Source organism: Streptomyces sp. NPDC093591 (genome assembly GCF_044764885.1).
GTDB lineage: Bacteria > Actinomycetota > Actinomycetes > Streptomycetales > Streptomycetaceae > Streptomyces.
This window is the reverse complement of the sequence record NZ_JBIWIY010000024.1, coordinates 1-24,618: the sequence shown is the minus strand read 5'-3', so window position 1 is coordinate 24,618 and position 24,618 is coordinate 1. Positions and strand designations below refer to the sequence as shown.

At 72.8% G+C, this 24,618-nt stretch carries 20 protein-coding genes and 2 pseudogenes; 8 read left to right on the top strand and 14 right to left on the bottom strand.

From position 1 onward, the window contains the following. Positions 1–39: 39 nt before the first annotated feature. The 4 genes from ACIREI_RS39800 to wecB are packed head-to-tail and all read right to left on the bottom strand — an operon-like array spanning position 40 to position 5,789. A complete protein-coding gene (locus tag ACIREI_RS39800) occupies positions 40–2,223 on the bottom strand; it encodes a glycosyltransferase (RefSeq protein WP_403344047.1) in 2,184 nt (727 codons plus the stop codon). Then, on the bottom strand, positions 2,220–4,025 hold the full coding sequence (locus ACIREI_RS39795; protein ID WP_403344044.1) for a hypothetical protein: 1,806 nt from the start codon (positions 4,023–4,025) through the stop codon (positions 2,220–2,222). The genes ACIREI_RS39800 and ACIREI_RS39795 overlap by 4 nt, the downstream gene beginning before the upstream one ends. Next, positions 4,025–4,708, bottom strand: a complete 684-nt coding sequence (locus ACIREI_RS39790; RefSeq protein WP_403344041.1) for a class I SAM-dependent methyltransferase — start codon at positions 4,706–4,708, stop codon at positions 4,025–4,027. Before ACIREI_RS39790 ends, ACIREI_RS39795 begins: the two co-directional genes overlap by 1 nt. Further along, positions 4,701–5,789 (bottom strand): non-hydrolyzing UDP-N-acetylglucosamine 2-epimerase, encoded by a 1,089-nt coding sequence (wecB, locus tag ACIREI_RS39785; RefSeq protein WP_403344038.1) that lies wholly within the window; start codon positions 5,787–5,789, stop codon positions 4,701–4,703. The genes ACIREI_RS39790 and wecB overlap by 8 nt, the downstream gene beginning before the upstream one ends. A 248-nt stretch (positions 5,790–6,037) precedes the next feature. Between wecB and ACIREI_RS39780 the strand changes: the two genes are divergently transcribed. From ACIREI_RS39780 to ACIREI_RS39770, 3 genes are read left to right on the top strand one after another with little or no spacing between them, the layout of a single operon-like run. Continuing rightward, complete coding sequence (locus tag ACIREI_RS39780) at positions 6,038–7,456, top strand: glycosyltransferase family 4 protein (RefSeq protein ID WP_403344035.1); 1,419 nt, start codon at positions 6,038–6,040, stop codon at positions 7,454–7,456. Between the two features lie 6 nt (positions 7,457–7,462). Beyond that, the gene (locus ACIREI_RS39775; protein WP_403344032.1) at positions 7,463–8,809 is read left to right on the top strand and encodes a nucleotide sugar dehydrogenase; all 1,347 of its coding nucleotides are present in this window, start codon (positions 7,463–7,465) and stop codon (positions 8,807–8,809) included. Between the two features lie 37 nt (positions 8,810–8,846). Then, positions 8,847–9,992, top strand: a complete 1,146-nt coding sequence (locus tag ACIREI_RS39770; protein ID WP_403344029.1) for a glycosyltransferase — start codon at positions 8,847–8,849, stop codon at positions 9,990–9,992. Between the two features lie 9 nt (positions 9,993–10,001). Here the strand turns inward: ACIREI_RS39770 and ACIREI_RS39765 are convergent, their stop codons facing one another. Then, positions 10,002–10,451, bottom strand: a complete 450-nt coding sequence (locus ACIREI_RS39765) for a PPOX class F420-dependent oxidoreductase (protein ID WP_403344026.1) — start codon at positions 10,449–10,451, stop codon at positions 10,002–10,004. Between the two features lie 99 nt (positions 10,452–10,550). On the opposite strand from ACIREI_RS39765, the gene ACIREI_RS39760 reads away from it, so the two are divergent. The 3 genes from ACIREI_RS39760 (at position 10,551) to ACIREI_RS39750 (ending at position 13,786) form a co-directional block, all read left to right on the top strand. Next, positions 10,551–11,141, top strand: coding sequence for a TetR/AcrR family transcriptional regulator (locus tag ACIREI_RS39760; RefSeq protein WP_403344023.1), 591 nt, complete (start codon positions 10,551–10,553; stop codon positions 11,139–11,141). Further along, the gene (locus ACIREI_RS39755) at positions 11,138–12,487 is read left to right on the top strand and encodes an MFS transporter (protein WP_403344020.1); all 1,350 of its coding nucleotides are present in this window, start codon (positions 11,138–11,140) and stop codon (positions 12,485–12,487) included. Before ACIREI_RS39760 ends, ACIREI_RS39755 begins: the two co-directional genes overlap by 4 nt. Before the next feature lie 66 nt (positions 12,488–12,553). Beyond that, positions 12,554–13,786: a serine hydrolase domain-containing protein gene (locus ACIREI_RS39750; RefSeq protein WP_403344018.1), complete on the top strand. Its 1,233-nt coding sequence runs from the start codon at positions 12,554–12,556 to the stop codon at positions 13,784–13,786. Positions 13,787–13,810: 24 nt separating this feature from the next. On the opposite strand, the gene ACIREI_RS39745 is transcribed toward ACIREI_RS39750, so the two are convergent. From ACIREI_RS39745 to ribA, 4 genes and pseudogenes are all read right to left on the bottom strand, one after another. Beyond that, on the bottom strand, positions 13,811–14,974 hold the full coding sequence (locus ACIREI_RS39745) for a saccharopine dehydrogenase family protein (RefSeq protein ID WP_403344016.1): 1,164 nt from the start codon (positions 14,972–14,974) through the stop codon (positions 13,811–13,813). Beyond that, complete coding sequence (locus ACIREI_RS39740; protein ID WP_403344014.1) at positions 14,967–16,028, bottom strand: saccharopine dehydrogenase; 1,062 nt, start codon at positions 16,026–16,028, stop codon at positions 14,967–14,969. Before ACIREI_RS39740 ends, ACIREI_RS39745 begins: the two co-directional genes overlap by 8 nt. Continuing rightward, positions 16,025–16,754: pseudogene (locus ACIREI_RS39735) on the bottom strand (NAD(P)/FAD-dependent oxidoreductase). The gene ACIREI_RS39740 and the pseudogene ACIREI_RS39735 overlap by 4 nt, the downstream one beginning before the upstream one ends. Before the next feature lie 68 nt (positions 16,755–16,822). Next, positions 16,823–17,491: a GTP cyclohydrolase II gene (gene ribA, locus ACIREI_RS39730; protein ID WP_403344011.1), complete on the bottom strand. Its 669-nt coding sequence runs from the start codon at positions 17,489–17,491 to the stop codon at positions 16,823–16,825. A 41-nt stretch (positions 17,492–17,532) separates the two neighbouring features. On the opposite strand from ribA, the gene ACIREI_RS39725 reads away from it, so the two are divergent. Further along, positions 17,533–18,321: a creatininase family protein gene (locus ACIREI_RS39725; protein ID WP_403344008.1), complete on the top strand. Its 789-nt coding sequence runs from the start codon at positions 17,533–17,535 to the stop codon at positions 18,319–18,321. A gap of 146 nt (positions 18,322–18,467) precedes the next feature. Here the strand turns inward: ACIREI_RS39725 and ACIREI_RS39720 are convergent. The 5 genes and pseudogenes from ACIREI_RS39720 to ACIREI_RS39700 all read right to left on the bottom strand — a co-directional run. Then, positions 18,468–19,574, bottom strand: a pseudogene (locus tag ACIREI_RS39720) (lysylphosphatidylglycerol synthase transmembrane domain-containing protein); the annotation flags it as partial. After that, on the bottom strand, positions 19,571–20,659 hold the full coding sequence (locus tag ACIREI_RS39715; protein ID WP_403344006.1) for a class I SAM-dependent methyltransferase: 1,089 nt from the start codon (positions 20,657–20,659) through the stop codon (positions 19,571–19,573). The pseudogene ACIREI_RS39720 and the gene ACIREI_RS39715, both read right to left, overlap by 4 nt. Further along, a complete protein-coding gene (locus ACIREI_RS39710; protein ID WP_403344356.1) occupies positions 20,656–21,846 on the bottom strand; it encodes a glycosyltransferase family 4 protein in 1,191 nt (396 codons plus the stop codon). The genes ACIREI_RS39715 and ACIREI_RS39710 overlap by 4 nt, the downstream gene beginning before the upstream one ends. A gap of 155 nt (positions 21,847–22,001) precedes the next feature. Then, positions 22,002–22,400, bottom strand: a complete 399-nt coding sequence (locus tag ACIREI_RS39705; protein WP_093747920.1) for a 6-carboxytetrahydropterin synthase — start codon at positions 22,398–22,400, stop codon at positions 22,002–22,004. Positions 22,401–22,574: 174 nt separating this feature from the next. Next, positions 22,575–23,558 carry a dehydrogenase gene (locus ACIREI_RS39700; protein ID WP_403344003.1) on the bottom strand — a complete coding sequence of 328 codons (984 nt, stop codon included), beginning with the start codon at positions 23,556–23,558 and terminating at the stop codon, positions 22,575–22,577. Between the two features lie 108 nt (positions 23,559–23,666). On the opposite strand from ACIREI_RS39700, the gene ACIREI_RS39695 reads away from it, so the two are divergent. Continuing rightward, the gene (locus ACIREI_RS39695) at positions 23,667–24,428 is read left to right on the top strand and encodes a CDP-alcohol phosphatidyltransferase family protein (protein WP_403344353.1); all 762 of its coding nucleotides are present in this window, start codon (positions 23,667–23,669) and stop codon (positions 24,426–24,428) included. The last annotated feature ends 190 nt before the right edge of the window (positions 24,429–24,618 follow it).

The following is a 24,618-nucleotide window of genomic DNA, read 5'->3' as shown; positions in this document are numbered from 1 at the left end:
GAGTCCCCGGACGCCGCGAAGGCTCCGGGGACTCGGGCATCACCCCGACACGAGCAGCTCCGTCCAGGCCTGGGCGACCCGCTCCAGGGAGAAGCCCTCCCGGACCTGCGTGCGGGCCAGCTCCCCGGCGGACCGCCAGCCGTCCTCCCCGAGCGCGGCGATCGCCTCCGCCATGGCCTCGGGGCTGTCGTGGATCCACCGCCGGTCGTAGATCTCGTCCGCCCCGGGCCATGGCAGCAGTGAGGGTACGGCGCCGGAGGCCATCCCCTCGGCGGGCGCGAGGTGGAAGCTCTCGTCGTCGCTGGTGGACAGCACGTGCCCGACCCGCCGCAGCCAGCCCGCCACGTCCGGCCCGAAGGTGTCGAAGACGACGGCGCCTTCCAGGAGCGGCGAGGTCTGCATACGGCGCAGCACGGCGTCGTAGTGCTCACGTTCCTCGGGCTTGTTCCAGATCCACCAGTACTCCCAGGGCGGCTTCGACTTGACCGACAGATGCCAGCGCCGGTCCCGGGCGCGCAGCGCCTCCAGCACGTCGAGGCCGAGATCGAGGCGTTTGCGGCTGGGTGCGATGCCGATCATGCCGAGGCGGTGGTGGGCGCCCGGTGCCTTCGGGCGGTCGAGCTGGTGGGTGTCCACCCAGTTGGGGACGACCACGACCTTGGACTGCGGCCAGCCGGTGTGCTCTCGGGTGCGGCGGGCGTAGTACGGGCTGACGCACACCACCCGGTCGACGGCGTCGATGTCGACCTGGCGGGGCCAGGGGGCGTCCAGTTCGAAGCGGTGCAGCCGTACGACGAGCCGGCTGCCGCGCCGCTTGTGGCGGCTGTACCAGACGGCGGCCGGACCGCACCACTCGACGACCACCACGTCCGCCCAGTCGGCGAGTTCACGGCTCGCGTCCGGGTCGTGGCGGGCCAGCGCCGGCCAGGCGTCGACCCGTACCTCCAGACCGGGCAGCGAGCGGAAGTGGTCGAGGAGCCGGGTGAGGAACTTCAGGTCGTGCCCGGCGACTCCCACACGCAGGGGTCGGTTGCGGGTCGTCACCCCGGTGGGTGCGGCGGGGAAGGCGCGATCGAGGTGGGCGCGCCAGCGGGTGGCCGCCTGGTCCAGGGTGTGGTGCCGGGCGGCCTCGCGGCAGCGGTCGGCCGCGAGGCGCCGGGCCTGCGGCTCGCGCACCGCCCTCGCCACGGCAACGGCTGCGTCGTCGAGTCCGGCGCGTCCGGGCACGAACAGCGGGTAGTCGACGCCGAGCAACGCCTCGTGCGCCGGTGTGCGGTTGAGTACCACGGGCAGGCCCAGGGCCCCGAACTCCAGGACCTTGGTGGACAGTTCGAGGCTGGAGTCCAGCACCGGGTCGCGCCAGCCGAGGCCCACGTCGCAGTCCGCGGCGATGCGCATGGCCTCCTCGCGCGGCTGTCCGCCGTGGTGGTGGACGCCGGGAGTACCGGCCAGCGCCCGCGCCATGTCGGCCTGGAAGGAGGGGTGGGACGCGTCGTCGTGGATCTTGTCGCCGACGGTGTGCAGTTCGGCGGGGACGCCCCGCTCGGCGAGCAGCTCCGGCAGCCGGGTCATGGGCAGGGTGTTCCAGCGGGGTGCGAACTTGCCGGTGTAGACGAGGCGCAGTGGATCGTGCGGCCCGTCCCGGTCCGGCAACGGGAAGCCCGGCTCGGGCACGGCGGGCGGGCTGAGCACGCACTTGCCGCAGGCCTCGGGCACCCAGGTCTCCAGGAAGCAGCGCAACTCCTCGGTCTGGCACAGGAGTCGGTGCGCGGCCTCGGCGATACGGACGAGTTCCAGGCGGGCCGCCTCGGTCATCTCGGCCGCGGACTGCGGGATGTCGGTGAGGTAGGCCCAGATCCGCCCGTCGAACCAGCCGCCGGTCACGATCCGCGAGACCAGCCGCCGGCCCCGCAGCACCAGCAGGTCGCAGGGCTCGTCCTCGTCGAGCCGGGTGAGCACCTGTGCGGCCTGCACCGGTGACATGGGCCGGTCGGCCAGGCCCGGCAGCAGCCGCTCCTCGTGCGGGCACACCAGCGCGACCCCGGACAGCTCGGCCAGCGGGTCGGTCAACCGGCCGGTGCGGATGGGTGACTTGAGGACCAGCCGGGTCTCGCAACCCGCCCGGGACAGGGCCTGCACCGTCGACTGCGCCCACACGGCGGAGCCGTCGATGAGGTTGAGGTCCACATCGCCGTAGACGAGCGCCCGCAGCGTCCGGCTCATGACGGCTCCTTCCCGCGTACGGCGAACAGACGGTGCCCCCGACCGGCCCAACTGCCGGGATCCGTACCGGACAGGTGCAGTGACCGGCGCACCAGCAGCGGCCGCAGCGACGGTACGAAGACGTAGTCGTCGGCGGCCGGCGTGTGGCCCACCGCGTCGGCGCCGGAGTACTCCTGGGCGCACATCAGATCGAGCAGCAGGGTGTCCGGCCGGTCCTCGGCGAGATCGGACCAGTCGGCGATCCAGGGTGCGAGGGGCTGCCCCCGGCGTACGGCCACACCGGCGGCGGCGAGTTCGTCGAGTCCCGCCGGATCGGGTACGACGACCTCGACCGGGCGGTGCTGCTGGCCGAGCACCTGACCGACCAGCCGGGCGACGTCGGTACGGTCCCGGGGCGCGGCCAGCACGGCGACGCGCCGCTCGTCCAGCGGATCCGGGCCCCCGACCACCCTCGCCAGCTGCGAGAGCCGCACCCGTGTGCTGTCCGCTCGGAACACCTCGCGCAGCCGCTCCCGGCCCTCCGCGACCGGCAGCCTGCCGAGCCGTACGCCGGTGTCCGCGTCGACGACGGCGTCCCAGGCCAGCCGGGCGAGCCCGGGCGCGGCGGACGGCGGGCCGTCCCGCCACAGCACGGCCGAACGACCCAACGCCCTCGCCGCGGCGAGCAGTTCGGCGAGGGTGCGGTCCAGGTCGGGGGCGAGTCCGGTGCCGGTGAGCGACCAGGGCCCGTCGCCCGCGCAGGCACTGAGCTGCACGACGAGCACGTCCGGGTCGGTGCGCTGCACCAGCAGCCGCCCGTCGTGCGGCAGCAGCCGGTTCACGACCACGTCCGACGCGAAGTCCTCGGCGGTGGCGGGGGTGAGCACACCGGCGACGACGAGACGGTCGCGGGGTGCCACGGTCAGGGCGCGGTGCGCGAGGTGGAAACGGTCGTCCACGGGTGGGTCCGGCTCTGCCCGGTCCTTCGGCGGGTTCTCGGGCACGGGTCCGGCAGCGCGCCGCCGCCCGCGCCACAGGCCGTACAGCTCCCCCGGCAGCCGGGCCGCGCCCCGCTTCGGCGACCGCGCGGCCGTCACCAGCGCCTTGCCCACCCGCAGCGAGGTCGAGCCCTCCAGCATGGCCACACGCGCCTGCAGCACCTCGACCCGGTCCCGGGCGGCCCGCAGCGAGGCGGCGAGCTGATCCTTCTCCCGTACGGTGGCGGCGAGCCGCTCGGCGAGCCCGTCCTGCCCGGCGGTCTCACGGGTGCGTTCCGCCTCCTCGACGGTCCGTTCCAGATCGAGCACCCGGGCGCGCAGGGACCGGGAGGCCAGGTCGGCGAAGACGTACTCGTCGGCGAGGCGCAGCGCCGTGGCGTGGCCGTCGGCGGGGACCGGCCGGCCGAAGAAGTCGTGCTGCGGCAGAAGTTCGTCGGTGCGCGCGACGACCGCGCCCGCGTGCAGATGGACGTAGTCGAGGGGGGCCGCGCGCAGAACCTGACAGCGGTGGGCCACGAGATGGTCGAGAAGCCGGTGGTAAGGCAGCTCGGACACGCGGTGACCGAGCACGATCAGCCCGCGCGCACCGGGCCGCATACGTGCCAGTACGGCGCGGCAGGCGTCCTCGCTTCCGTGCAGCTCGGCGTCGGGACCGTACGAGAGGAGGACCAACTCGCCTCCGTTCACGGCCCGTTCGTCGTCGGAGCGCAGGGCGACGCCCGGCGGCAGGTGCAGGTACGGCTCCAGGCTCAGGCCGCCGCGGGTCGCGTCCACCACGGTCGTGACGCCGTCGAGGTGCGGATGGAGCAGGTCGGTCAGGCGCATCAGCGGGTCCTCGTGAAGACGTGGAAGCCGACCCGGTTCTCCCGGAAGCCGTACGGCCTGGAGAGGGTGTGCCGCAGGCCGAGCGGCTCGAGTTCGGCGCGGTAGGCGGCGATCGGGCGGTGCACGATGCGGGCGCCGCGGGTCGTGCGCTCGGCGGTGTCCTCGTCGAAGTCGGTAGCGAGGTCGGTGACGATCAGGCGGCCGGTTACGCGGATGAGGGAGGCCATGTTGCGCAGACCGGCCGCCCACGCATGGTCGTCCGGTACATGGAACAGGACGTCCACGCAGACCACGATGTCGTACGGCCACGGGCTGCGCCACTCGTCGAGCGCGGCGACGGCGTAACGCGGGCCGCCCGCCTCGGCCCGGGCGTGGTCCACGGCGGGCGGACTGACGTCGAAGGCGTCGACCCGATGGCCGCAACGGGCCAGGGCGCGCGCGAAGTACCCCTTGCCGCAGCCGGCGTCGAGCACGAACAGCGGGGCGGCGGGGCTGGACAGGTCACCGATGAGGGAGAGCAGCGTGCCGAGCCGCTGGGCGTAGAAGATCTCGTTGCCCGGACGGTCGAGCCCGGCGTGCCCACCGGAGGCGAGTTCGTCGGGGTCGCTGTGCCGGGCGTCCCAGTACGTCCGCGTGCCGTCATCGGCCATGGCGTCCCGGTACGTCCGCATGGCCTCAGCCATGGCGTTCCAGCCACGCGGTGATGACACGGGCGATCCGGCCGCCCGCCCGGCCGTCCCACAGAGGCGGCCCCTCCGCGGACGCCACTCCCCCACCGTCCAGGAGCTTGCGCAGCGCCGGCACCAACTCGCCGTGCGTGACAAGCCGGTTGGTGCCGTGGGTCACCGTGACCGGGCGTTCGGTCGTGGTCCGCAGGGTCAGGCAAGGGACGCCCAGAACGGTCGTCTCCTCCTGTACGCCACCCGAGTCGGTGATCACCGCGGCGGCTCCGCGTACGAGGCTCATGAACTCGACGTAGCCGAGCGGGTCGAGGAGGTGCACGCCCGGTGCGTCCGCGAGGCCCGCCGCGCTCAGCGCCGCCCGGCCACGTGGGTGCAGGGGTACGGCCAGGTCGAGATGGCGGGTGGCCTCGGCCAGGACGCGGGCTGCGGCCGCGGCGGCCTCCGGTTCGTCGACGTTGGCGGGGCGGTGCAGCGTGACGACGCCGTAGCGCTCGGGCAGTCGGTGGGCGGCGCGGACGGCCACGGGGTCGAAGTGCTCCAGATGGGTGAGCAGGGTGTCGATCATCGGGTTGCCGACGAAGTGCACCCGCTCGGCGGCGATCCCCTCGCGGGCGAGGTGGCCGACGGCCTCGGGGCTCGTGACGAACAACAGCTCCGCCAGCTGGTCGACCAGACGCCGGTTGGCCTCCTCCGGCATCGACATGTCGAAGCTGCGCAGCCCGGCCTCGACGTGCGCCACCGGGACGCCCGCCCTGGCGGCCACGAGCGCGGCCGCCAGCGTCGAGTTCACGTCGCCGTACACGGTGACCAGCGCGGGTGCGCGGGCGGTCAGTTCCGCCTCCAGGGCCACCAGCAGGTCGGCGATCTGCCGGGCGTGGGTGCCGGAGCCGACGCCGAGGTCGGTGTCGGGTTCGGGCAGGCCGAGCTGCCGGAAGAAGACGTCCGACATCCGCTCGTCGTAGTGCTGCCCGGTGTGGACGAGCACCTGGTCGCAGCCCGCCGCACCGAGAGCGGCGACGACCGGCGCGGCCTTGACGAAGTTGGGCCGGGTACCGACCACATGGAGTACACAGCCGTTCATCCAGCCCTCTTCCTTTTGATGTGATGGCTCGGTCGCCTACGGGCGCTTTCAGCCGGTGTCGAGAGCCCGATCGTGCTCAGCGCTTCGCGCCTCCGCGCGTTCGGTCTCTCGACACCGGCGCGCCCTTCGGCTCCCTCGCGGCCGTTGTCGTCGGGACAGTGGCTGTTGGTGGGCCGTGGCCGTCCGCCGGGAATACCTTGGGCTATATGTCACGAAATGTTCCCCGCGCCCTCAGTTTGGCTGCCTCGGTGGCTGTTGGCGAGCTGCGCCAGGACCCCGTGCGGGCGGCGCTGCTCGCCGTACGCCTCGTGCCGGGGCGTGGCCGGCGTGGGTGGGGGCCGCTCGAACGGCGGCTCGCCGCGCGTGCCCGCGCCGCGGGGCCGGTCGCGGTGCCGTCCCTCGCGCGGGTGCCCGCTCCCCCCGGCCGGCGGTTTCGGCCCGTACCGGGCCGGGTGCTCCATCTGGTCACCAACGGGCTGCCGTTCCGGCACGCCGGCTACACCGTGCGCACGCAGAAGCTCGCGGAGGCCCAGTCGGCGGCCGGGCTGGACCCGCATGTCGTGACACGGATCGGTTTCCCCGTGACGCAGGGGGTGCTGGACGCCCGCCCGTCGCAGCGCGTGGGCGGGGTGCCACAGCACCGGCTGCTTCCGCTCCGGCTGCCGTACGGGCAGGCGGCTGCGCTGGCGCGGAACGCCGAACTGGCCGCCCGGCTGGTGGAGCGGCTGCGGCCCGCCGTGCTGCACGCCGCCTCCGACCACGGCAACGGGCGCGTGGCGCTCGCCCTGCGGGAGACCTTCGCGCTGCCGGTGGTCTACGAGGTGCGGGGCTTCCTGGAGGAGACGTGGCTGACGCAGGCGCCGGGCCGCAGCCGGGACGACGAGACGTATCGGGCCCGGCGCGCCCTGGAGACGTTCTGCATGCGCGAGGCCGATCTGGTGCTGACGCTGGGTGAGGCGATGAAGGCCGAGATCGTGGGCCGTGGAGTGCCCGAGGAGCGGGTCCTGATCGCGCCCAACGCCGTAGACGACGACTTCCTCGCCCCGCTGCCGGACGGGGCGCCCGTGCGGGCCCGGCTCGGTATCGCGCCGGACGAGTTCGTCGTGGGCACGGTCGGCAGTCTCACCCCGCACGAGGGCATCGGCACATTGCTCCATGCGGGTGAAGAGCTGATCCGGCGCGGCGTCCCGCTGCGGCTGCTGATCGTCGGGGACGGTCCCGAGCGCGCCGGGCTGGAGCGGCTGGCCGCCCGGCTGGGCCTGGACGACGGGGTCGCCCTGTTCACCGGCCGAGTTCCGCACGCCCAAGTCCGCGATTTCCACGCCGTGTTGGACGTGTTCGCCGTGCCCCGCACCGACGAGCGCGTCTGCCATCTGGTGACCCCGCTCAAGCCGGTCGAGGCGATGGCGAGCGGTGTTCCCGTGGCCGCCAGCGACGTCACCGCACTGAGAGAACTGGTGGAACACGAGGTGAACGGAAGGCTGATCAAACCTGAATCACCACATTCCTGGGCTGATGAGCTGGAAATACTCCTTTACAGTCGAAATCGGCGTTCTGAGTGGGGAGCAGCCGCCCGCGCGATGGTCGCGCGTGACCGCACCTGGAAGCGGGTCGCCGCCACAACCCGTGACGCGTACCGCGCCCTTGGATGCCTTGATGCGGGGTGAATCCCTATGCAGGTGGACCAGACCGGACCGCTCGGGGAAGACGGTGAACCGCTCGGGGAGGAGAGCGAACCGCTCGGGGAAGCAGAACGGCCCGATCACGTCGATCTGGCGGTGATCGGGCTCGGCTACGTCGGACTGCCGCTCGCGCGTGAGGCGGCCTCGGTGGGCCTGAGGGTCGTCGGCTTCGACCGCGATCCCCGGGTCGTGGAGGCGCTCAACACCGGGCACTCCCATGTCGACGACGTCTCGGACGAGGACGTCCTGCGGATGCGAGCGGGCGGCTTCGGCGCGTCCACGGACCCCGCCTGTCTGGCCCGTGCGCAGACCGTCGTCATCTGTGTGCCGACCCCGCTCGGCAAGGACGGCGGGCCCGACCTCGGCGCGGTCGTCTCTGCCACGCGGACGGTGGCGGACCGGCTGCGGCCCGGACAGCTCGTGGTGCTGGAGTCGACCACCTACCCGGGGACCACCGAGGAGGTCGTACGGCCGCTCCTGGAGGAGTCGGGACTGCGGGCGGGCGTCGACTTCGCGCTGGCCTTCTCACCCGAGCGCATCGACCCCGGCAACACCGCGCACGGGCTGCGCACCACGCCGAAGGTGGTCGGCGGCTGCACGCCGTCCTGCGCGGCACGCGCCGTCGCCTTCTACGGCAAGCTCGTCGACACCGTCGTCCAGGCGAAGGGCACCCGCGAGGCCGAGATGGCCAAGCTGCTGGAGAACACCTACCGGCACGTCAACATCGCCCTGGTCAACGAACTGGCCGTCATCAGCCACGAGTTGCACGTCGACCTGTGGGACGCGATCCGCTGCGCCGGCACGAAGCCCTTCGGCTTCCAGGCGTTCCGGCCCAGTCCCGGCGTGGGCGGACACTGCATCCCCATCGACCCCAACTACCTTTCGTACAAGGTGCGTTCGTCGCTCGGCTACGAGTTCCGGTTCGTCGAACTCGCGCAGGAGATCAACCGGCGGATGCCGGAGTACGTCGTACGCCGCGCCCAGGACCTCCTCAACACCGCAGGGCGGCCGCTGCACGGCTCCCGGGTACTGCTGCTCGGGGTCACCTACAAGCCGGACGTGGCCGACCAGCGGGAGTCGCCGGCGGTGCCGGTGGCGCGGCTGCTGCGGGAGCGGCAGGCCGAGGTCTCCTTCCACGACCCGAACGTGCGGCTGTGGTCCGTGGACGGGGTGAGCGTTCCACGCGTCGACGACGTCATGGCGGCGGTGCGCGAGCACGACCTGACGATCCTGCTCCAGGACCACTCGGCCTACGACCTGCCGGCCCTCGGCGACGCGGCCCGGCTGCTGTTCGACACCCGGGGGCGGATCTTCCGGCCCGGGGTCGAGGTGCTGTGACCGGCCTGGAGCCCGGGCCACTGCGAGAGGTGCGCTGATGCGGATACTCGTCGTCACCGTCGTCCATCACCCCGAGGACGCGCGGATCCTGCACCGGGAGATCGCCGCCCTGCGGCAGCGCGGCCACCGGATCGTGTACGCCGCGCCGTTCGCGGCCCGCGAGGTGACACCGCGGCCGTACGTCGAGGGCGTTGACCTGCCCCGGGCCGCCGGCCGGGACCGCCGGGCGGCGTTGCGCGCGGCCCGCGTGCTGCTGGCCGAGCGCGGACCGACCGTGGACGTGGTGCTGCTGCACGACCCCGAACTGCTGCTGGCCCTGCCCGGCACGCTGCGCGGCTGGCGGCGCGCGGGACGCGCTCCCGTCACCGTGTGGGACGTGCACGAGGACACGGCGGCGGCGCTGGTGATGAAGCGCTGGGTGCCGAGGCCGCTGCGGCCGCCGCTGCGGCTGGCCGTGCGGGCGGCGGAACGGCTGGCGGAGCGGCACCTGCGGCTGCTGCTCGCCGAGGACGCCTACCAGCACCGCTTCCGCCGCCCGCACCCCGTCGTGGCGAACCTCGCGACGGTGCCGCCCGAGCCGCCCGAGCCGCCGGGCGAGGACCGGGTCGTCTATCTCGGGCATCTGTCGCGGGAGCGGGGCGCGCTGGACCTCGTGGAGACGGCCCGGCTGCTGGCGCCGGACGTCCACGTCGAGGTCATCGGCGCGGCGGACCCCGACGTGCGGGGCGCGCTCACCGAGGCCGACCGGGACGGCGTGCTGCGCTGGCACGGGTACCTGCCCAACGACCGCGCCCTCGGCCTGCTCTCCGGAGCCCTGGCCGGCCTCTCCCTCCTGCACGACCAGCCCAACTACCGCCATTCACGGCCCACCAAGGCCGTGGAGTACATGGCCCACGGCGTCCCCGTCATCACCACACCCAATCCGCTCGCGGCCGAGCTGGTGGAGCGCTACGGCTGCGGCCTCGTCGTCCCGTACGAGGATCCGGCCACGGCGGCAGAGGCCGTACGGCGGCTGCGCGCCGACCCGGAGATGCGTCTCCGCGCGGCCACGCGGGCCTGGGTGGCGGCGCTCTCCGACCTCAACTGGGCCGACCGGGCGACCGAGTTCGCGATGTGCCTGGAGGCCTGGGCGAAGGAGGCGGCCGCGGAACCGACGCCCGCTGCCCCTGTCATCGCCCGATGACACCGAGGATCACCCCCGGTCGGCCACCTTCGGAATCCCGTACGCCCGTTCCACTTTCAACCGCAGCACCAGCCGCCCGTCCCGGACCATCGCGGCCCGGAAGTCCTCCCAGTCGGGGTGCTCGCCCAGGACGTCCCGGTAGAGCCTGACGAGTTCCTCGACCGTGGCGTCGTACGGGTCCTTCGCGACCGGCGAGAGCTCCGCCGTGCCCTCGGCGACGACGTACGCCCACCGGTCGGGGGACGTGACGTGGTACGACGCCCTGGAGTCCCGGCGCAGGTTGCGCGTCTTGGCGCGGTCGTCCGTGATCGAGACGCGGATGATCCGCTCGTCGGGGTAGTAGGCGTGGCTGACGTTCGACAACTGCGGCCGACCGTCGCGCTTGAGGGTGACCAGCACCCCGCCGTGGCCCTCGGAGAGCAGTGTGAGCAGTGCGTTCTGGGTGGCGTCCTCAGTCATGCCTGGATCAACCCTGCCGGGCCGTCCGCACATTCCCCGCGTTCCCAGCATTCCCACCTCTCGTAGACACTGTCTACGAGACGGTGGTAGACAGTGTCTATGCAGGAATCCGATCCCGATACGGGACTGCGGGCCCGGCTGGTCGACGTCGGCGTGGATCTCGTCACCCGGGAAGGCGCCCAGGCGCTCACCCTGCGGGAGATCGCCCGCCGGGCCGGTGTCTCGCACGGCGCCCCGCGCCGCTACTTCCCCACCCACCTGGAGCTGCTCTCCGCCATCGCACGCCGCGGCTTCGACGAGCTGGCGCGACGGGCGACGGCGGCGGCTGCTGTCGGTGACGGTACGGCGGGCCCTCGTGCGGAGCTGGCCGCGCTGGGGCACGTCTACCTGGAGTTCGCGCTGGGCAACCGCGGCATGTACGAGCTGATGTTCCGTCACGATCTGCTGGCGAGCGGCCACTTGGGGCTGCGGGAGACCAGCCTCCCCCTCTTCGGCCGCCTGGTGGAGCTGGTCGGCCGGGTACGGCCCGATGCCGACGCGCGGCTCGTGGCGGGCGCGCTGTGGGCCAACCTGCACGGCATCGCCCAGCTGTGGGGCTGGGGCAGCCTCCAACTCGCCACGGACACCGATGACTTCGCGCCCCTGCTGCGCTCGGCCCTGGACGCACACCTCGGGCCGGTGGGCGAATGAACCCGCGCCTCACCCTCGCGGGCAGCGTCGCCGGCGCCGTGATCGTCGCGCTCGACGGCACCGTCCTGACCCTCGCCCAGCCCGCCCTGCAGCGCGACCTGGACGCCTCCTTCGCTCAGGTCCAGTGGACCAGCACCGGGTATCTCATCGCGGTGGCAAGCCTGTTGGTCTTCGCCGGACGGCTCGGCGACCGGTACGGTCACCATCGCGTCTTCGGCATCGGCATGCTCGGCTTCGGGGCGGCGTCGGCCGGTATCGCCCTGGCTCCGGGTATCGGCTGGGTCGTCGCGCTGCGGGTCGTGCAGGGCGTGTTCGGGGCGCTGGCGCAGCCCGCCACGCTCGGCATGCTGCGGGCCGCGTTCCCGCCCGACCGGCTGCGGGCGCCGATCGCCGTACGGACCGCCGCGATCGGGGTGGCGGCGGCCGTCGGGCCGGTTCTGGGCGGCGCACTGGTGGCCGGGCCGGGCTGGCGGGCCGTGTTCCTGCTGAATGTCGTACCCGCCGTCGTCTTCGGCGGGCTCGCCCTCGCCGTACGCCCCGCGCGCAGCGCCTCCCCCGCCCGGCTCGACCTGCCCGGCGCCCTCCTGCTCGCGGTGACCCTGGCCTGCCTGGTGCACGCCCTCGTCGCGCTGCCGGGGTGGCCCTGGACCGCCGCGACCGCCACGGTCACCGGCGCCGCCTTCGTCCGGCACGAGCGGCGTACCGCGAGCCCGCTCCTGCCGCCCGACGTGATCGGCTCGGCGGCGGTCGGCTCGGCGCTCGGCGTGCTGGTGGCCGCGTCGGCGGCGCTGTCCGGCGCGCTGTTCGCCGGCACGTTCCTCTTGCAGGGCACGCTCGGCCTGGACCCGTTGCACAGCGCCCTGGTCAGCCTGCCGCTGGCCCTGCTGATGGTGCTCGCGGCGCCCTCGTGCGCGGTGCTGCTGCGCCGGGCCGGGGCCCGCCGTACGACGGTGGCGGCGATGACGGTCCTCGCACTCGGGATCCTCGCCCTCTCCCGCGCGTCGGCCACGCCCGCCCTGTGCACCGCGTTCGCCCTGGTGGGAGCCGGGTTCGGCAGCGTGATGGTGGCGGCGACCCACGTCGTCGTACGCGAGGCCGCCGTCGAATCAGCCGGGGTGGCGGGCGGGCTGCAGCAGACCGCGATGAACCTCGGGCCGGTGCTGGGCGTGGCCGCCGCGACCGCCCTCATGGGGTCGGGCGGTGGCCCTGAGCTGCCACTGAGCGTCCTCGCCGCCCTCGCCTTGGCCGGTGCGGTGCCGGGCCGGAAGCTGCCCGGACGCTCCGGAACGGCATCCGACGATCATGACCAATCGAGGGACCGTACACCTGTTCCTGCGCGACGATGAGATCCGAGGCCGGTCCGGCGGGGTATGCCGGAGCGCACCTCGTCGTACGCATTCGGAGGAGTAGCCATGGCACTGCTGACACAAGAGGTCGACCCGGGCGAGGCCGGACTGGACGGGAAGGCGCTGGACCGCCTCGACCAGCACTTCGCCCACTACGTCGACGAGGGACGTCTGCCCGGCTACCTGGTGTCCGTCGCCCGCGGCGGACGCGTCGCCCACCTCACCACGCACGGCCACCGGGACCTGGCGGCCGGGCTGCCCGTCGAGGCCGACACGCTGTGGCGGATCTACTCCATGACCAAGCCGGTCACGTCGGTTGCCGCGCTGCTGCTGGTGGAGGAGGGCAAGCTGTCGCTCGACGACCCGCTCGAACGCCATCTGCCCGCCTTCGCCGAGCCCCGGGTGTACGTCGGCGGATCCGGCGCCGACACCGTGACCCGCCCGGCGGACGGGCCGATACGCATCCGGCACCTGATGACCCACACCGCCGGGCTGACCTTCGCCTTCTACCACACGCATCCCGTCGACGCCCTCTACCGCGACGCCAACCTGGACTCGGCGGTGCTGCCCGGCTCCGACCTGGCCGGGACGGTCGACGTGTACGCGCGCCTGCCGCTGCAGTTCGAGCCGGGCACGCAGTGGAACTACTCGGTGGCCACCAACGTCCTGGGCCGCGTCATCGAGGTCGTGTCCGGCCGGCCGCTCGACGAGTTCTTCGCCGAGCGGATCTTCGGGCCCCTCGGGATGACCGACGCCGGGTTCTGCGTGAGCGACCAACAGGCGGGCAGGCTCTCCGAGTTGTACGGCGAGACCGAGGACGGCGGCATCGAGCCGATCCCCGGGCTCCCGCTGCACGGCCGCCCCCGCTTCCTGTCCGGCAGCGGCGGCATGGCGGCCTCCGCGCACGACATGCACCGCTTCATGGAGCTGCTGCGCCGCCGCGGCGAACTCGACGGCACCCGTCTGCTGTCCCCCGAGACGGTGGACCTGATGACGTCCAACCACCTTCCGGGCGGCGCCGACCTGCGTGCCTTCGGCAGCCGGCCCGCGCACGACGAGCCCGGCAACGACGGCATGGGTTTCGGTCTCGGCGTCTCCGTGGTGATCGACCCGACACGGACGAAGGCCCCGACCGTCCTCGGCGCCTACGGCTGGAGCGGGGTGGCGACCACCACGTTCTGGGTCGACCCGCGCCACGACCTGACGGTGCAGTTCATGACGCAGGTACGGCCCCGGACCTCGCACACGATGTTCCAAGACCTCAAACGGCTCGTGAACGAGGCCGTCAAGGACGACTGAGCCCCTACTGGCCCACGCACCTTCCTAGTTGTCCACGCGCAGCGTGAACTCCACGCCCTCCAGGGCGAGTTCACGCAGCCACTCCTCCGAGCGGGCCGCCGTCCCGGCGGCGCGGTTCAGGCCCGCCGGCAGGGAGCCGTCCAGGATGTGGCGGACGCCGAGGGCGAGGGGCCGGGAGACACAGCGGGCCATCGCGCTCTCCTGCGCGTCCCCCACCAGGTCGAGGAGGTAACTGCCGGACCACGTCCGCCCGTCCCCGCCCCGCACGTCCAGCGAGACGGCGAGGACGACGCGGTCGCGGTCGGCGTCCGTGGTGGGGTACTTGGCCGCCAACTCCCCCGCCAGAGCGGCGATTCGGGCGTCGTCGCCGGTCTTCAGCTCCTCGAAGACGGTGTCCCAGGCACGCAGCCAGCCCTCCAGGCGCAGCGTGCCGCGCACGAAGGTCCGCGGCTTCCAGGTGTGCGGCAGCCCGTACTGCTCGACGAACGGAACGCTGTCGCGGTTGGGATAGACCTCGAACGCCTCCCCGTCCACCACATGCCGCCGCGTCGCCTCCCACGGCCGCTCGGCGACCGTCTCGGCGCCGTCGTGCACATAACGCGCCGGTGAGCGCAGGGCGTTGAGCACTCCGGCGGGCGCCCAGCTGAAGCGGTACCTGAAGTCGTTCGCAACCGCGGGGACACCGCCGCAGTACGACGTCAGGCTGTACGAGGCGGCCGTGTCGTCGCCGACGGCCTCCCGGGCGCGGCCGACGAGACAGTGGGCGAAGAGGTGATCGATGCCCGGGTCGAGGCCGGCCTCGGTGAGGACCACGAGCCCGGCCGCGGCGGCCGCGGGCACCTGCTCCAGCACCGCGTCCGACACATAGCTGGAGCAGGCGAAGTGCGCCCGCTGCCCGATACAGGCCGCCAGGATCCCGGCGTGCTCGGGCGCGGGCAGCATCGATACGACGATGTCGCCGGGCGCCAGTTCGGCTGTGAGCGCCGGGAGTGTGTAGGCGCGGGGCTCGGCGCGGTCGGTGAGTCCCAGCCGGGTCAGGGCGTCCGCCGCACGGCTCTCGGTGCGATGCCACAGCCGTACGCGGTCGGCGGTGTCGCAGAGGCGGGCCAGTCCGCTGCCCGTGGACAGTCCGGCGCCGACCCAGTGGACGGTGCCGCTCGCGGGAACGGCGGCGGAGGTGTCAGGCATGGCGGGACTCCCCTTCTGCGATGCCGAGTTCACGGCAGACCTGGTGGAACCGGTCCAGACAGCGCCCCCACGGCCCGCCCGCCTCGAACTCCAGCAGCTGGAGCAGCAGCGCCGAGGAGAAGTCGGTGCTGGACTCCCGGGGCAGCAGGGAGGGCAGGTTGTCGATGGCGATGAGGTCGAGCGGCGGCTCCTTGCGCAGGCGGCGTACCGGCTCGGTCCACTCGGTGGTGCGGTCGTAGACGGGCAGGACGTTCAGCGGGGAGCCGACGTCGACGGTGACGTCGCACAGGGTGCGCAGTCGGCGGGCCGGGTCGTCGAGGTCCTGTTCGCTCAGGAAGGGCGGGACGGGGGTGGTGGCGAGGACGGCGTTCACCATCACGTCGTGCGCCAGCAGGGCCGCGCGGTCCAGGTCGCGGGTCTCGGCGAGGTCCCAGGGCGTCGCCTCGATGCCGGCGGTCAGGAAAGCGAGGCACGCTCCGCGGCCGCTGCGGCCCAGCGCGCCGATCACGAGCGCCGTGAACTCCTCGTCGCCGGAGGCTGGTTGGAGGATCGCGTCCAGTTCGTCCTTCGAGGTGGGGGTCAGCGGTGCGACGAGCCTGCCCCGGTGCTGGAGGACGGCCAGGGCGGCGCCGAGATAGCCGGCCCAGAAACCGAAGGCGGCGAGGCGGCGATCCTGGTCGTCCACCAGGTACTCCAGGTCGAGCAGGGCCCCGCCGCCGGCGGCGAACCGGCGGAGCAGGTCCTCGGCGCCCGCCTGCTGCTTGTAGGCGTGTCCGAAGAAGATGTGCCGGTGCGTCAGTTCGGCGGGGTCGTCCGGGAGTTCCTTCAGTCCGATGACGACGGCGTCCGCCGGGGCCGACACCCAGGAGCCCGTGGGCGCGATGCGGCAGCCGGCCGCCTCGTACTCCTCGATGGGGAAGATCCGCTGCGGGGACTCCTCGACGGTCAGCGTCACACCGCTCTCGACGAGCCGCCGGGCGTCGGACGGCACGATCGGGGTGCGTCGCTCGGTGGAACGAACCTCGTGGCGCAGCCACAGGTGGAGATCGGTCATACGCGGTTGGCCTCCGGGCGCGGGGCGTCGGCCGCGAACCGGCCGGCGCTCAAGGGGCTGACGTCCACGAAGGGTACGCGGCCGAGGTAAAGGTCGCGGACGACCTCGCCGACGGCCGGTCCCTGCAGAAAGCCATGGCCGGAGAAGCCGGTCGCATAAAGGAAACGGGATACGGCAGTCGCCTCGCCGATCACCGCGTTGTGGTCCGGGGTGACCTCGTACAGGCCCGCCCAGCCGCCCGTGCGGCGCAGGTCGAGCAGGGCGGGGGCACGGTGCTCCATGGCCTCGGCCAGGCGGGGGATCCAGCGGTCGTGGGTGTCGGTGGCGAGGCCGGGGCGTTCGTCGGGGTCGGACACGCTGCGCCTCGGCGGGGTCGATCATCCGGCTCGGCACCCCGAGGGAGTTCCGCAGCCGGACGCTCGCCTCGAACCCGGTGCCCTCCTCCGGAGTGGAGAGCAGGAACAGACATCCGACCCGGTGCAGCCCGATGTCGTGGCCCGTCTCCTCCTCGAACCGGCCGAACGCCTCCAGACTGCGCGCCCCGAGCTGGATGTTCAGCTCGTCGGAGAACTGCGCCCGCACCCCGCCGGCCGCCTTCGAGGTGGAGCCGGAGGCCAGCTCGTCCCGCTCGACTCGAACGACGTCCCTGACTCCGGCGCGGGCGAGGTGGTAGGCGATGCTGGTCCCCATCACGCCGCCTCCGATGACGACGACGCAGGCGCTCATCTGCTCTCCGGAGAGGAAGAGGACGTCATCATCATTCCCTCTTCCTGTCCGGACGGACGCCCCCGCGATCAGGACAGATGCGCCACCGCGTCCAGATGGGGCAGGTGGTGGTCGAGGCGCTCCCGCTTGGTGCGCAGGTAGGTGATGTTGTTCTCGCACGGCGGGATCAGCAGCGGGACCGTCTCGGCCACCTCGATGCCGTGCCGCACCAACGCCTCGCGCTTGCGCGGGTTGTTCGACATCAGGCGGACGCTGTCCACGCCCAGATCGTGCAGGATCTCGGCGGCGACGCCGTAGTCGCGGGCGTCCACCGGCAGGCCGAGCGCGAGGTTGGCCTCGACGGTGTCCAGGCCCTCCGCCTGCAGCGCCATCGCCCGCAGCTTGCCGAGCAGACCGATGCCGCGGCCCTCGTGGCCCCGCAGGTAGACGACGATGCCGCTCCCCTCGGCGACGACCGCGCGCAGCGCGGAGGCCAGCTGGTCGCCGCACTCGCAGTGCTGCGAGCCGAACGCGTCGCCGGTCAGGCACTCGGAGTGCAGGCGGGTCAGGACGTCGTCCGTGCCTATCTCGCCGTAAACGAGGGCCACTTGCTCGTCACCCCGGTCGTGGTCGAGGTAACCGATCGCGCGGAATTCCCCGTACACGGTGGGCAAGGGGGCATTCACCACGCGTTCCACGCCGGAACGCTGCGCACGCTGTGCGGACTTCTTGCCGAGCACACCAATTTTTTCTGTCATGATTCTTCAGTTCCTAAGCAGAGACGAAAGGCCGGGAAAAGATGAGTGGTTCAAAAACGCGGCCGACGGCACACTCGTTGGTGCCGGCGGACACCACCGAAGACGTACGGACGCGAGGCGCGGGCGTCTCACGACAGGTCGCGGTCCTGCCCGTCGGAAGCTTCGAACAGCACGGTCCGTTCCTTCCGCTGGCGACCGACACGCTCGTGGCGTGCGCCGTCGCGCGCGAGATAGCCGCCACGTATCCCGTGCACCTCCTTCCACCGGTGACGATCTCCTGCTCGCACGAGCACGCGGCCTGGCCGGGGACCGTCAGCATCTCCTCAGTGACCCTTCATGCGGTGATACGGGACATAGCGGCTTCGCTCCGCCGGTCGGGCGTGGACGCCCTGGTGCTGGTCAACGGACACGGCGGAAACTACGTACTGGGCAATGTCGTTCAGGAGTCCTCGGCGCGCGGCGAGCGGATGGCGCTGTTCCCGGCCGCGGAGGACTGGGAGGCGGCGCGGGAGCGGGCGGGTGTGGAGACCTCGCTGCTCACCGACATGCACGCGGGGGAAATTGAGACCTCCATCCTTCTGCACACTCATCCCGAATTGATCCGACCCGGTCATGAGACTTCCGATTTCGTGGCGGACGACCGCCGCCATCTCCTCACCCTCGGTATGTCCGCCTATACCGATTCGGGGGTCATAGGCCGTCCTTCGCTGGGTTCCGCGGAAAAGGGGAAGCGGCTGCTGGCGAGCCTCGCGGATTCCTTCGGTGCGTATGTGTCACTGCTGACCTCCGCGGACGATTCCGTACGGGACACGGGAGACGCAAGGGCATAGCGGCCGTGTTCCGGGGCCGCCTCGGTCGCGGCGGTCCCGGAGCCGTTGCGCAGGCCGGCGCACCAGCGGGCGACGAGGACGAGGGCGCCGGGCAGTGCGGCCACGAAGCTGAGCACGCCGTACACGACGGCGACGGCCAGCCCGGTGTCGGCGCCGAGCCCCGCGGCGCCGAACGCCCAGGCGGCGACGCCCTCCCGGGGGCCGAAGCCGCCGACGTTCAGGGGCAGCCCCATGGCGAGCAGGGCGAGGACGGCGAGCGGCACCAGGACGGCCACGGAGGCGGCGGAGCCGGCGATCCTCGCGGCGAGCACGAACATCGCGAGGTGACCGGCGAGGACGACGACGGAGGAGACGGCGACCCCCGGTCCGTTGCGCCGGGACAGCAGGGCCTCGCGAGCCTCGCCGAGCGTCGTACGCAGAGCGGTCGGGTCGGTCCGGTCACGGCGGGAGGGCGCGCGGTTCATGCGCACGGCGGCCACCACGGCGAGCGCGCCCACCACGGCGAACAGCAGGACGGGCGTCAGGTCCCGGGCCTCGTTCAGCACCGGCGACGGCATGGTCAGCAGCACGGCGGCGCCGACGACCGCGAGGGCGACCTGGCCGGCCGTCCGTTCCAGCACGACCGTGCGGACGCCGCGCCCCATGTCACCGGCGCTCTGCCCGTGCCGCACCGCGCGGTGCACATCGCCGAGGACGCCGCCGGGGAGGGCCGCGTTGAGGAACAGGGCGCGGTAGTAGTCGGCGACGGCCGGCCCGAGGGGCAGCCGGATCCGCAGGCCGCGGGCCACCAACTGCCAGCGCCACGCGCTGAACACGGTGGTGACGAGCCCGATCCCGAGCGCCGCGACCAGCGCCGGCCCGTCGATCCGCCGCAGCCCGTCGAGGAAGACACCGGTACCGAGCCGCCAGAACAGCACCGCGAGGATGACGACGCCGACGGCCGTGCCCAAGTGGGTGCGGAAGGCGGGGGTGTTGAGGCGGGAAAGGACGGCGCGCAGGGTCGTACGGGGGCGCGCCGCGCCGAGGGCAGGCGTTGGCGAGTGGGGCTCGGCGACGATGACGCCGATGCGGGAGGGGGAGACGGCCACGGGGTTGGGGGCGGGAGGTGCGGAGGGCTTGGCGGTGAGCCCGGTGGCGGAGGGCGGCGCGGGGAGGGCGGCGACCGTGCTCACGGCCAGTGCCTTCACTCGCCGCTGTCGCGGTCCGGCGCCCCGCCGCGGGGCGCTCGCCTTCGCCACCGTCTCCACGCTCATGACGCTCCGCCCGTCGGCCTGCACAGCGCCAGCAGGTCGCTGTGGTGGACCACGACGTGCAGCTCACCCGCCTGGCAGGCGGCGAGGCGCTCTCGCAGGTAGCGGTCGGCGCGCTCGCGGAGTTCGGGGCGTTGCTCGACCGCCGCGCCGACCCAGCCGCGCAGCCACTGGGCGGTGAGCGCCGACTCGCCGGGACCGAGACGCCAGGGGCTCGGGTGCACCTGGACGGTCGCGCCGTGCTCGGAGAAGGCCTCGGCCGCCGCCGTGATCGCGTCCGGGCCCAGCATGCCCGAGCGCCGCTGGTGGGCGTTGAACGCCTCGGCGATCTCGGTGTCCAGCGGGTCGGACGGGGTGAGTTCGACGCGTCCGGCGACGGAGAGCGTCAGCAGCGCCGGGCAGCCCGCGCCCGCACACGCGGCGGCGAGGGTGTCGACCTCCTCGCGGGTGAGGACGTCGAGCAGTGCGGAGGCCGTCACCAGCGAGGCGCCGGCGAGGGCGTCCGGGGTGAGGCGGCCGACATCGCCGCGGCGCGTCTCGACCGTGACCCGGCTGCCGTCGGCGGAGGAGCGCGGGGAGGCCACGGCGGCGAAGTGCAGGAGGTAGGGGTCGCGGTCGTGCAGCACCCAGTGCTGGGAGCCGTCGAGGTGGGGCGCGAGCCAACGGCCCATGGAACCGGTGCCGCAGCCCACGTCGTGGATGACCACTCCGGCCCGTCCCGGCAGGTTGGCCAGCCGGATCCGCAGCGGATCGAGCAGGTCGTGCGCCCGCGCGGCGGCATCGGCGCCTTCGCGCAGCTCCAGCCACTCGGGGGCGTAGCGCGGCGGGTCGTCGGGACCGGCGTCCCGGAGCCGTACGGTGGCCCGCTCCCCGGGACCGAAGCTCGGCCCGGCCCCGAGAATCACGGCGTCCGCGTCGGACCCCGCCGGTACGGATACGCCGCCCATGTCGCCCTCCACCGAAACGATCCCGCGCTGCGGGCGGGGCGGCTGCGCCGCAGCCGCCGCGTTTGTCGCGTCCGTCGCGTCCCTGGGTCCCGGCTGTGCCGGAATCGTCCCCCCGCTCGGTGTCGTCGCCGTCTTCCTCATGCCGCCCTCCGGGGTTCGTTCGGCAGTCCGCCCAGTACCGCGGCCAGGCTGCGGGCCGTGCCGGCCCAGCCGTTCAGGGCGGCCCGGCGTCCCCGGGCCGCCGCCTTCAGTCGGCGTCGTACGTCCGCCTCGCCGAACCAGCCGCGCAGCTCGGCGGCGATCGCGGCCGGGTTCTCCGGCGGGACGAGGATGCCGGGGACGCCTCCGTCGGGCGCCCGGCCGACCGCCTCCGGCAGTCCGCCGACGTCCGTGGCCAGCACGGGGATACCGCGTGCGAGCGCTTCCGTCACCGCCATGCCGTACGTCTCGGCGTAGGAGGTGAGCACCATGAGGTCGGCGGCGTTGTAGCTGGCGTCGAGTTCGGCGCCGGCCTGCGGGCCCGCCAGGATCAGTCGGTCCTCCAGGCCATGCCGCGCTATCAGCGACCGCAGTCCGGCCACGTACTCGGGATCCTGGTTCAGCCCGCCCACGCACACACAGCTCCACGGCAGGTCCGTCACCGCCGCCAGCGCCTCCACCAGCCGGTGCTGTCCCTTGCGCGGTGTCACGGCGGCCACGCACAGCAGCCGGGACACGCCGTCCGTGCCGGACGCGAGGGGCGCGATGTCGGCGCCGGGGGCGGCGACATGGACCCGCTCGGGGGCCAGGCCGTGGTGGGCGACGAGGCGGCGGACCGCCCAGTCGCTGGTGGCGATGACCGCGGGGACGGCCCGCAGCACGGTGCGTTCGAGGGCGTCCAGCTCGGCGGCGACGGCGGGGTCGAGCCCCGTCTCGTCACCGAGCGGCAGATGGACGAGGACCGCGAGGCGCAGCCGCTCCGCCTCCGGGACGATGATCTCGGGCACGCCGCAGGCGACCAGCCCGTCGAGGAGGACGACCGTGCCGTCCGGGAACTCCCGCAGCGTACGGGCGAGTTCCGCACGGGCCGCCGCCCCGGGGCTGGGCCCGTTCCCGGCCACCGCGTGCTTGTGGACCTGCCAGCCGAAGCCGGGCAGATCCAGACTCACCCGCCGGTCGTAGGCGTTGCCGCCGCTCGGCGTGGACGGGTCGTCGACGCCGCCCGGCATGACGAAGTGCACGGAGCGCAGGGACATGGGGATGATGTCGGCATTCTTCAGAACGGAGTGCTGCGTGGGCACGTAGCCGAGTCGCGCGCCGTTCAGGGGCCCGTCGGTCCGGCTCACCATCGATTCGGTGCGGTCCACGATCGATTCGGTGCGGTCCACCATCGATTCGGTGCGGTCCACCATCGATTCGGTGCGGTCCACCATCGATTCGGTCCGGTTCACGATCGATTTGGTGCGGTCCACGATTGCGTCGGCGCGGTCCACGGTCATGTCGGTCACAGCGCACGCTCATAACTCGCCCACGCGACATGCGACTCGTGCAGGGTGACGGTGAGGCCCGCGAGCCCCTTCGCGCCCTCGCCCAGCGCGCCCTTCTCGATCCGCTCGGCGAGCCTGTCGGCGATGACCTTGGCCAGGAACTCGGTGGAGGTGTTGATCCCGGCGAAGTCGGGTTCGTTGTCCAGGTTCCGGTAGTTGAGCTCGCCGACTACGGCGCCCAGTTCCCGCGTGGCCAGTCCGATGTCGACGACGATGTTGTCGTCGTCCAGCTGCTCGCGCCGGAACGTGGCGTCCACCAGGAACGTCGCTCCATGAAGGCGCTGCGCGGGCCCGAAGACGTCGCCGCGGAAGCTGTGGGCGATCATGATGTGATCGCGGACGGTGATGCTGAACAACGGACGACCCTCCAGGTGCGGTACGCCTAGTCCCCGGCTCGTCGCTGCCGGGGATGCCGTGTAGTACGGCTCTTCGCTTCCCGTTGTTCAGCCGTCTCTCACTCTTTTCTCAGGTCAGGCGCTCTTGCTCTTCTCCGGTCAGGCGCTCTTGTCGTCCCCAATTGAACGAGTCCGTCAGGGCGTGTCCGTGTACCTGACGCGATGGCAGAGCGCCGGGATCCGGCCGGAGGTGAGCTTCGGCATCACCTCGGGCAGTTCCTCGAACGCGCTCTCCCCGGTGACGAGCGCGTCGAGGGCGGGATCGGCGAGCAGGTCGAGGGCGAGGGCGAGCCGGTCGGCGTAGGTGCGGCTGACGCGGCGGGCCGGGGAGACGGTGCCGACCTGGCTGCTGCGGATGACGAGCCGCCGGGAGTGGAAGGCCTCGCCGAGCGGGAGGCTGATCTGCCGGTCGCCGTACCAGCTGAGTTCGAGGACCGTGCCCTCGGCGGTGAGCAATTCCAGCGCCCTGGTGAGGCCCTGCTCCGTGGCGCTGGCGTGGACGACCAGGTCGCAGTCGCCGAGCGCGTCGTCGGGTGTGGCGAAGTCGATGCCGAGCGCCTCGGCGACCTTCGCCCGGCCGGGGTCGGCGTCGACCAACTGGAGCCGTATGCCCGGGAAGCGGGCCAACAGGGCGGCCACCGAGCAGCCGACCATGCCGCCGCCGACGACGGCGATCCGGTCGCCGATCAGGGGAGCCGCGTCCCAGAGCGCGTTGACGGCGGTCTCTACGGTGCCGGCGAGGACGGCGCGTTCGGCGGGCACGGTGTCCGGTACGACGGTCACCGCGCCGGCGGGGACGACGTACCGGGTCTGATGCGGGTGGAGACAGAAGACGGTGCGGTCGAGGAGTTCGTCCGGGCCGTGCTCCACCACGCCGACGCTCAGGTAGCCGTACTTCACCGGGGCGGGGAACTCGCCCTCCTGGAACGGCGCCCGCATGGCCGCGTACTGGCTCTCGGGGACCCCGCCCCGGAACACGAGTGTCTCCGTGCCACGGCTGACTCCGGAGTACAGCGACCGCACCAGCACTTCGCCCTCGCCCGGTTCCGGCAGGGTGACCTCCCGGATCTCTCCTTCACCCGGAGAGCTGAGCCAGAACGCACGTGCGGTGCGGTTCATCGGGATCCTCCTGAACGATCGGGAAGCTGTTCACGTACCGAGGTGTGCACAGGTCGCGCACAGTACGCGGCCTTGATCGACTCTGTCACCTGGCCGGAGGAATGTGCGGTGGCCCTGAACAACACGTACGAAGCAAGGCTGGTTCAGCAGGAGACCGCTGTGGGAGCGGGCGTGCAGATCCTGTTGCTGGCCCTGCTCGGTTCGGCGATCGGCCTCGGGCCGGCGGGCTGGCTGACCGGCCTCGCCTTCGCCATCGCCTCCTGGGCGCTGCTCTCGCTGGCCCTGCACCGGTCCAGGCTGCGCACCTTCGGCCCGGCGAACCGGGTCACCCTCGGCCGCGCGACGCTGGTGGGTGGTGTCACGGCGCTGGTGGCGGAGTCGTTCGAGAGTTCACCGCCGGTGACGTTGTTCGTGGGGCTGACCGCGGTCGCGCTGATCCTCGACGGCGTGGACGGCAAGGTCGCTCGCCGTACCGGCACGTCGACGGCTCTGGGCGCACGCTTCGACATGGAGGTGGACGCGTTCCTGATCCTGGTGCTGAGCGTGTACGTCTCGATGTCGCTGGGGCCGTGGGTCCTCCTCATCGGCGCCATGCGCTACGGCTTCGTCGCCGCCGCCCGCGTCTGGCCCTGGCTGAACGCCCCGCTCCCGCCGAGCACGGCCCGCAAGACGGTCGCCGCCATGCAGGGCGTGTTCCTGCTGCTGGCCGCGTCCGGGTTCCTCCCCTACGCGGGGACTTTCGCGGTCGCCGCGTCTGCTCTGGCGGCGCTGGTCTGGTCGTTCGGGCGGGACATCATGTGGCTGTGGCGGACGTCGCGGGTGGAGCGGGTTGCCGTGGCGGAGGTGCGGGAGTTGGTGGCGTCGCCCTGAGCGGGCAGTCGTCGTGGGGCAGGGATGCCTGCGGCGGCCTGGACTGGTCCGGTGGGGGCTGGCGTAGCGCCTTGGGGTGTGGGGTGGGTCGGGGCCGGGGGGGGGGGGGGGGGGGGGGGGGGGGGGGGGGGGGGGGGGGGGGGGGGGGGGGGGGGGGGGGGCGGCGGGCGGGGGGGGGGGGGGGCCCGCC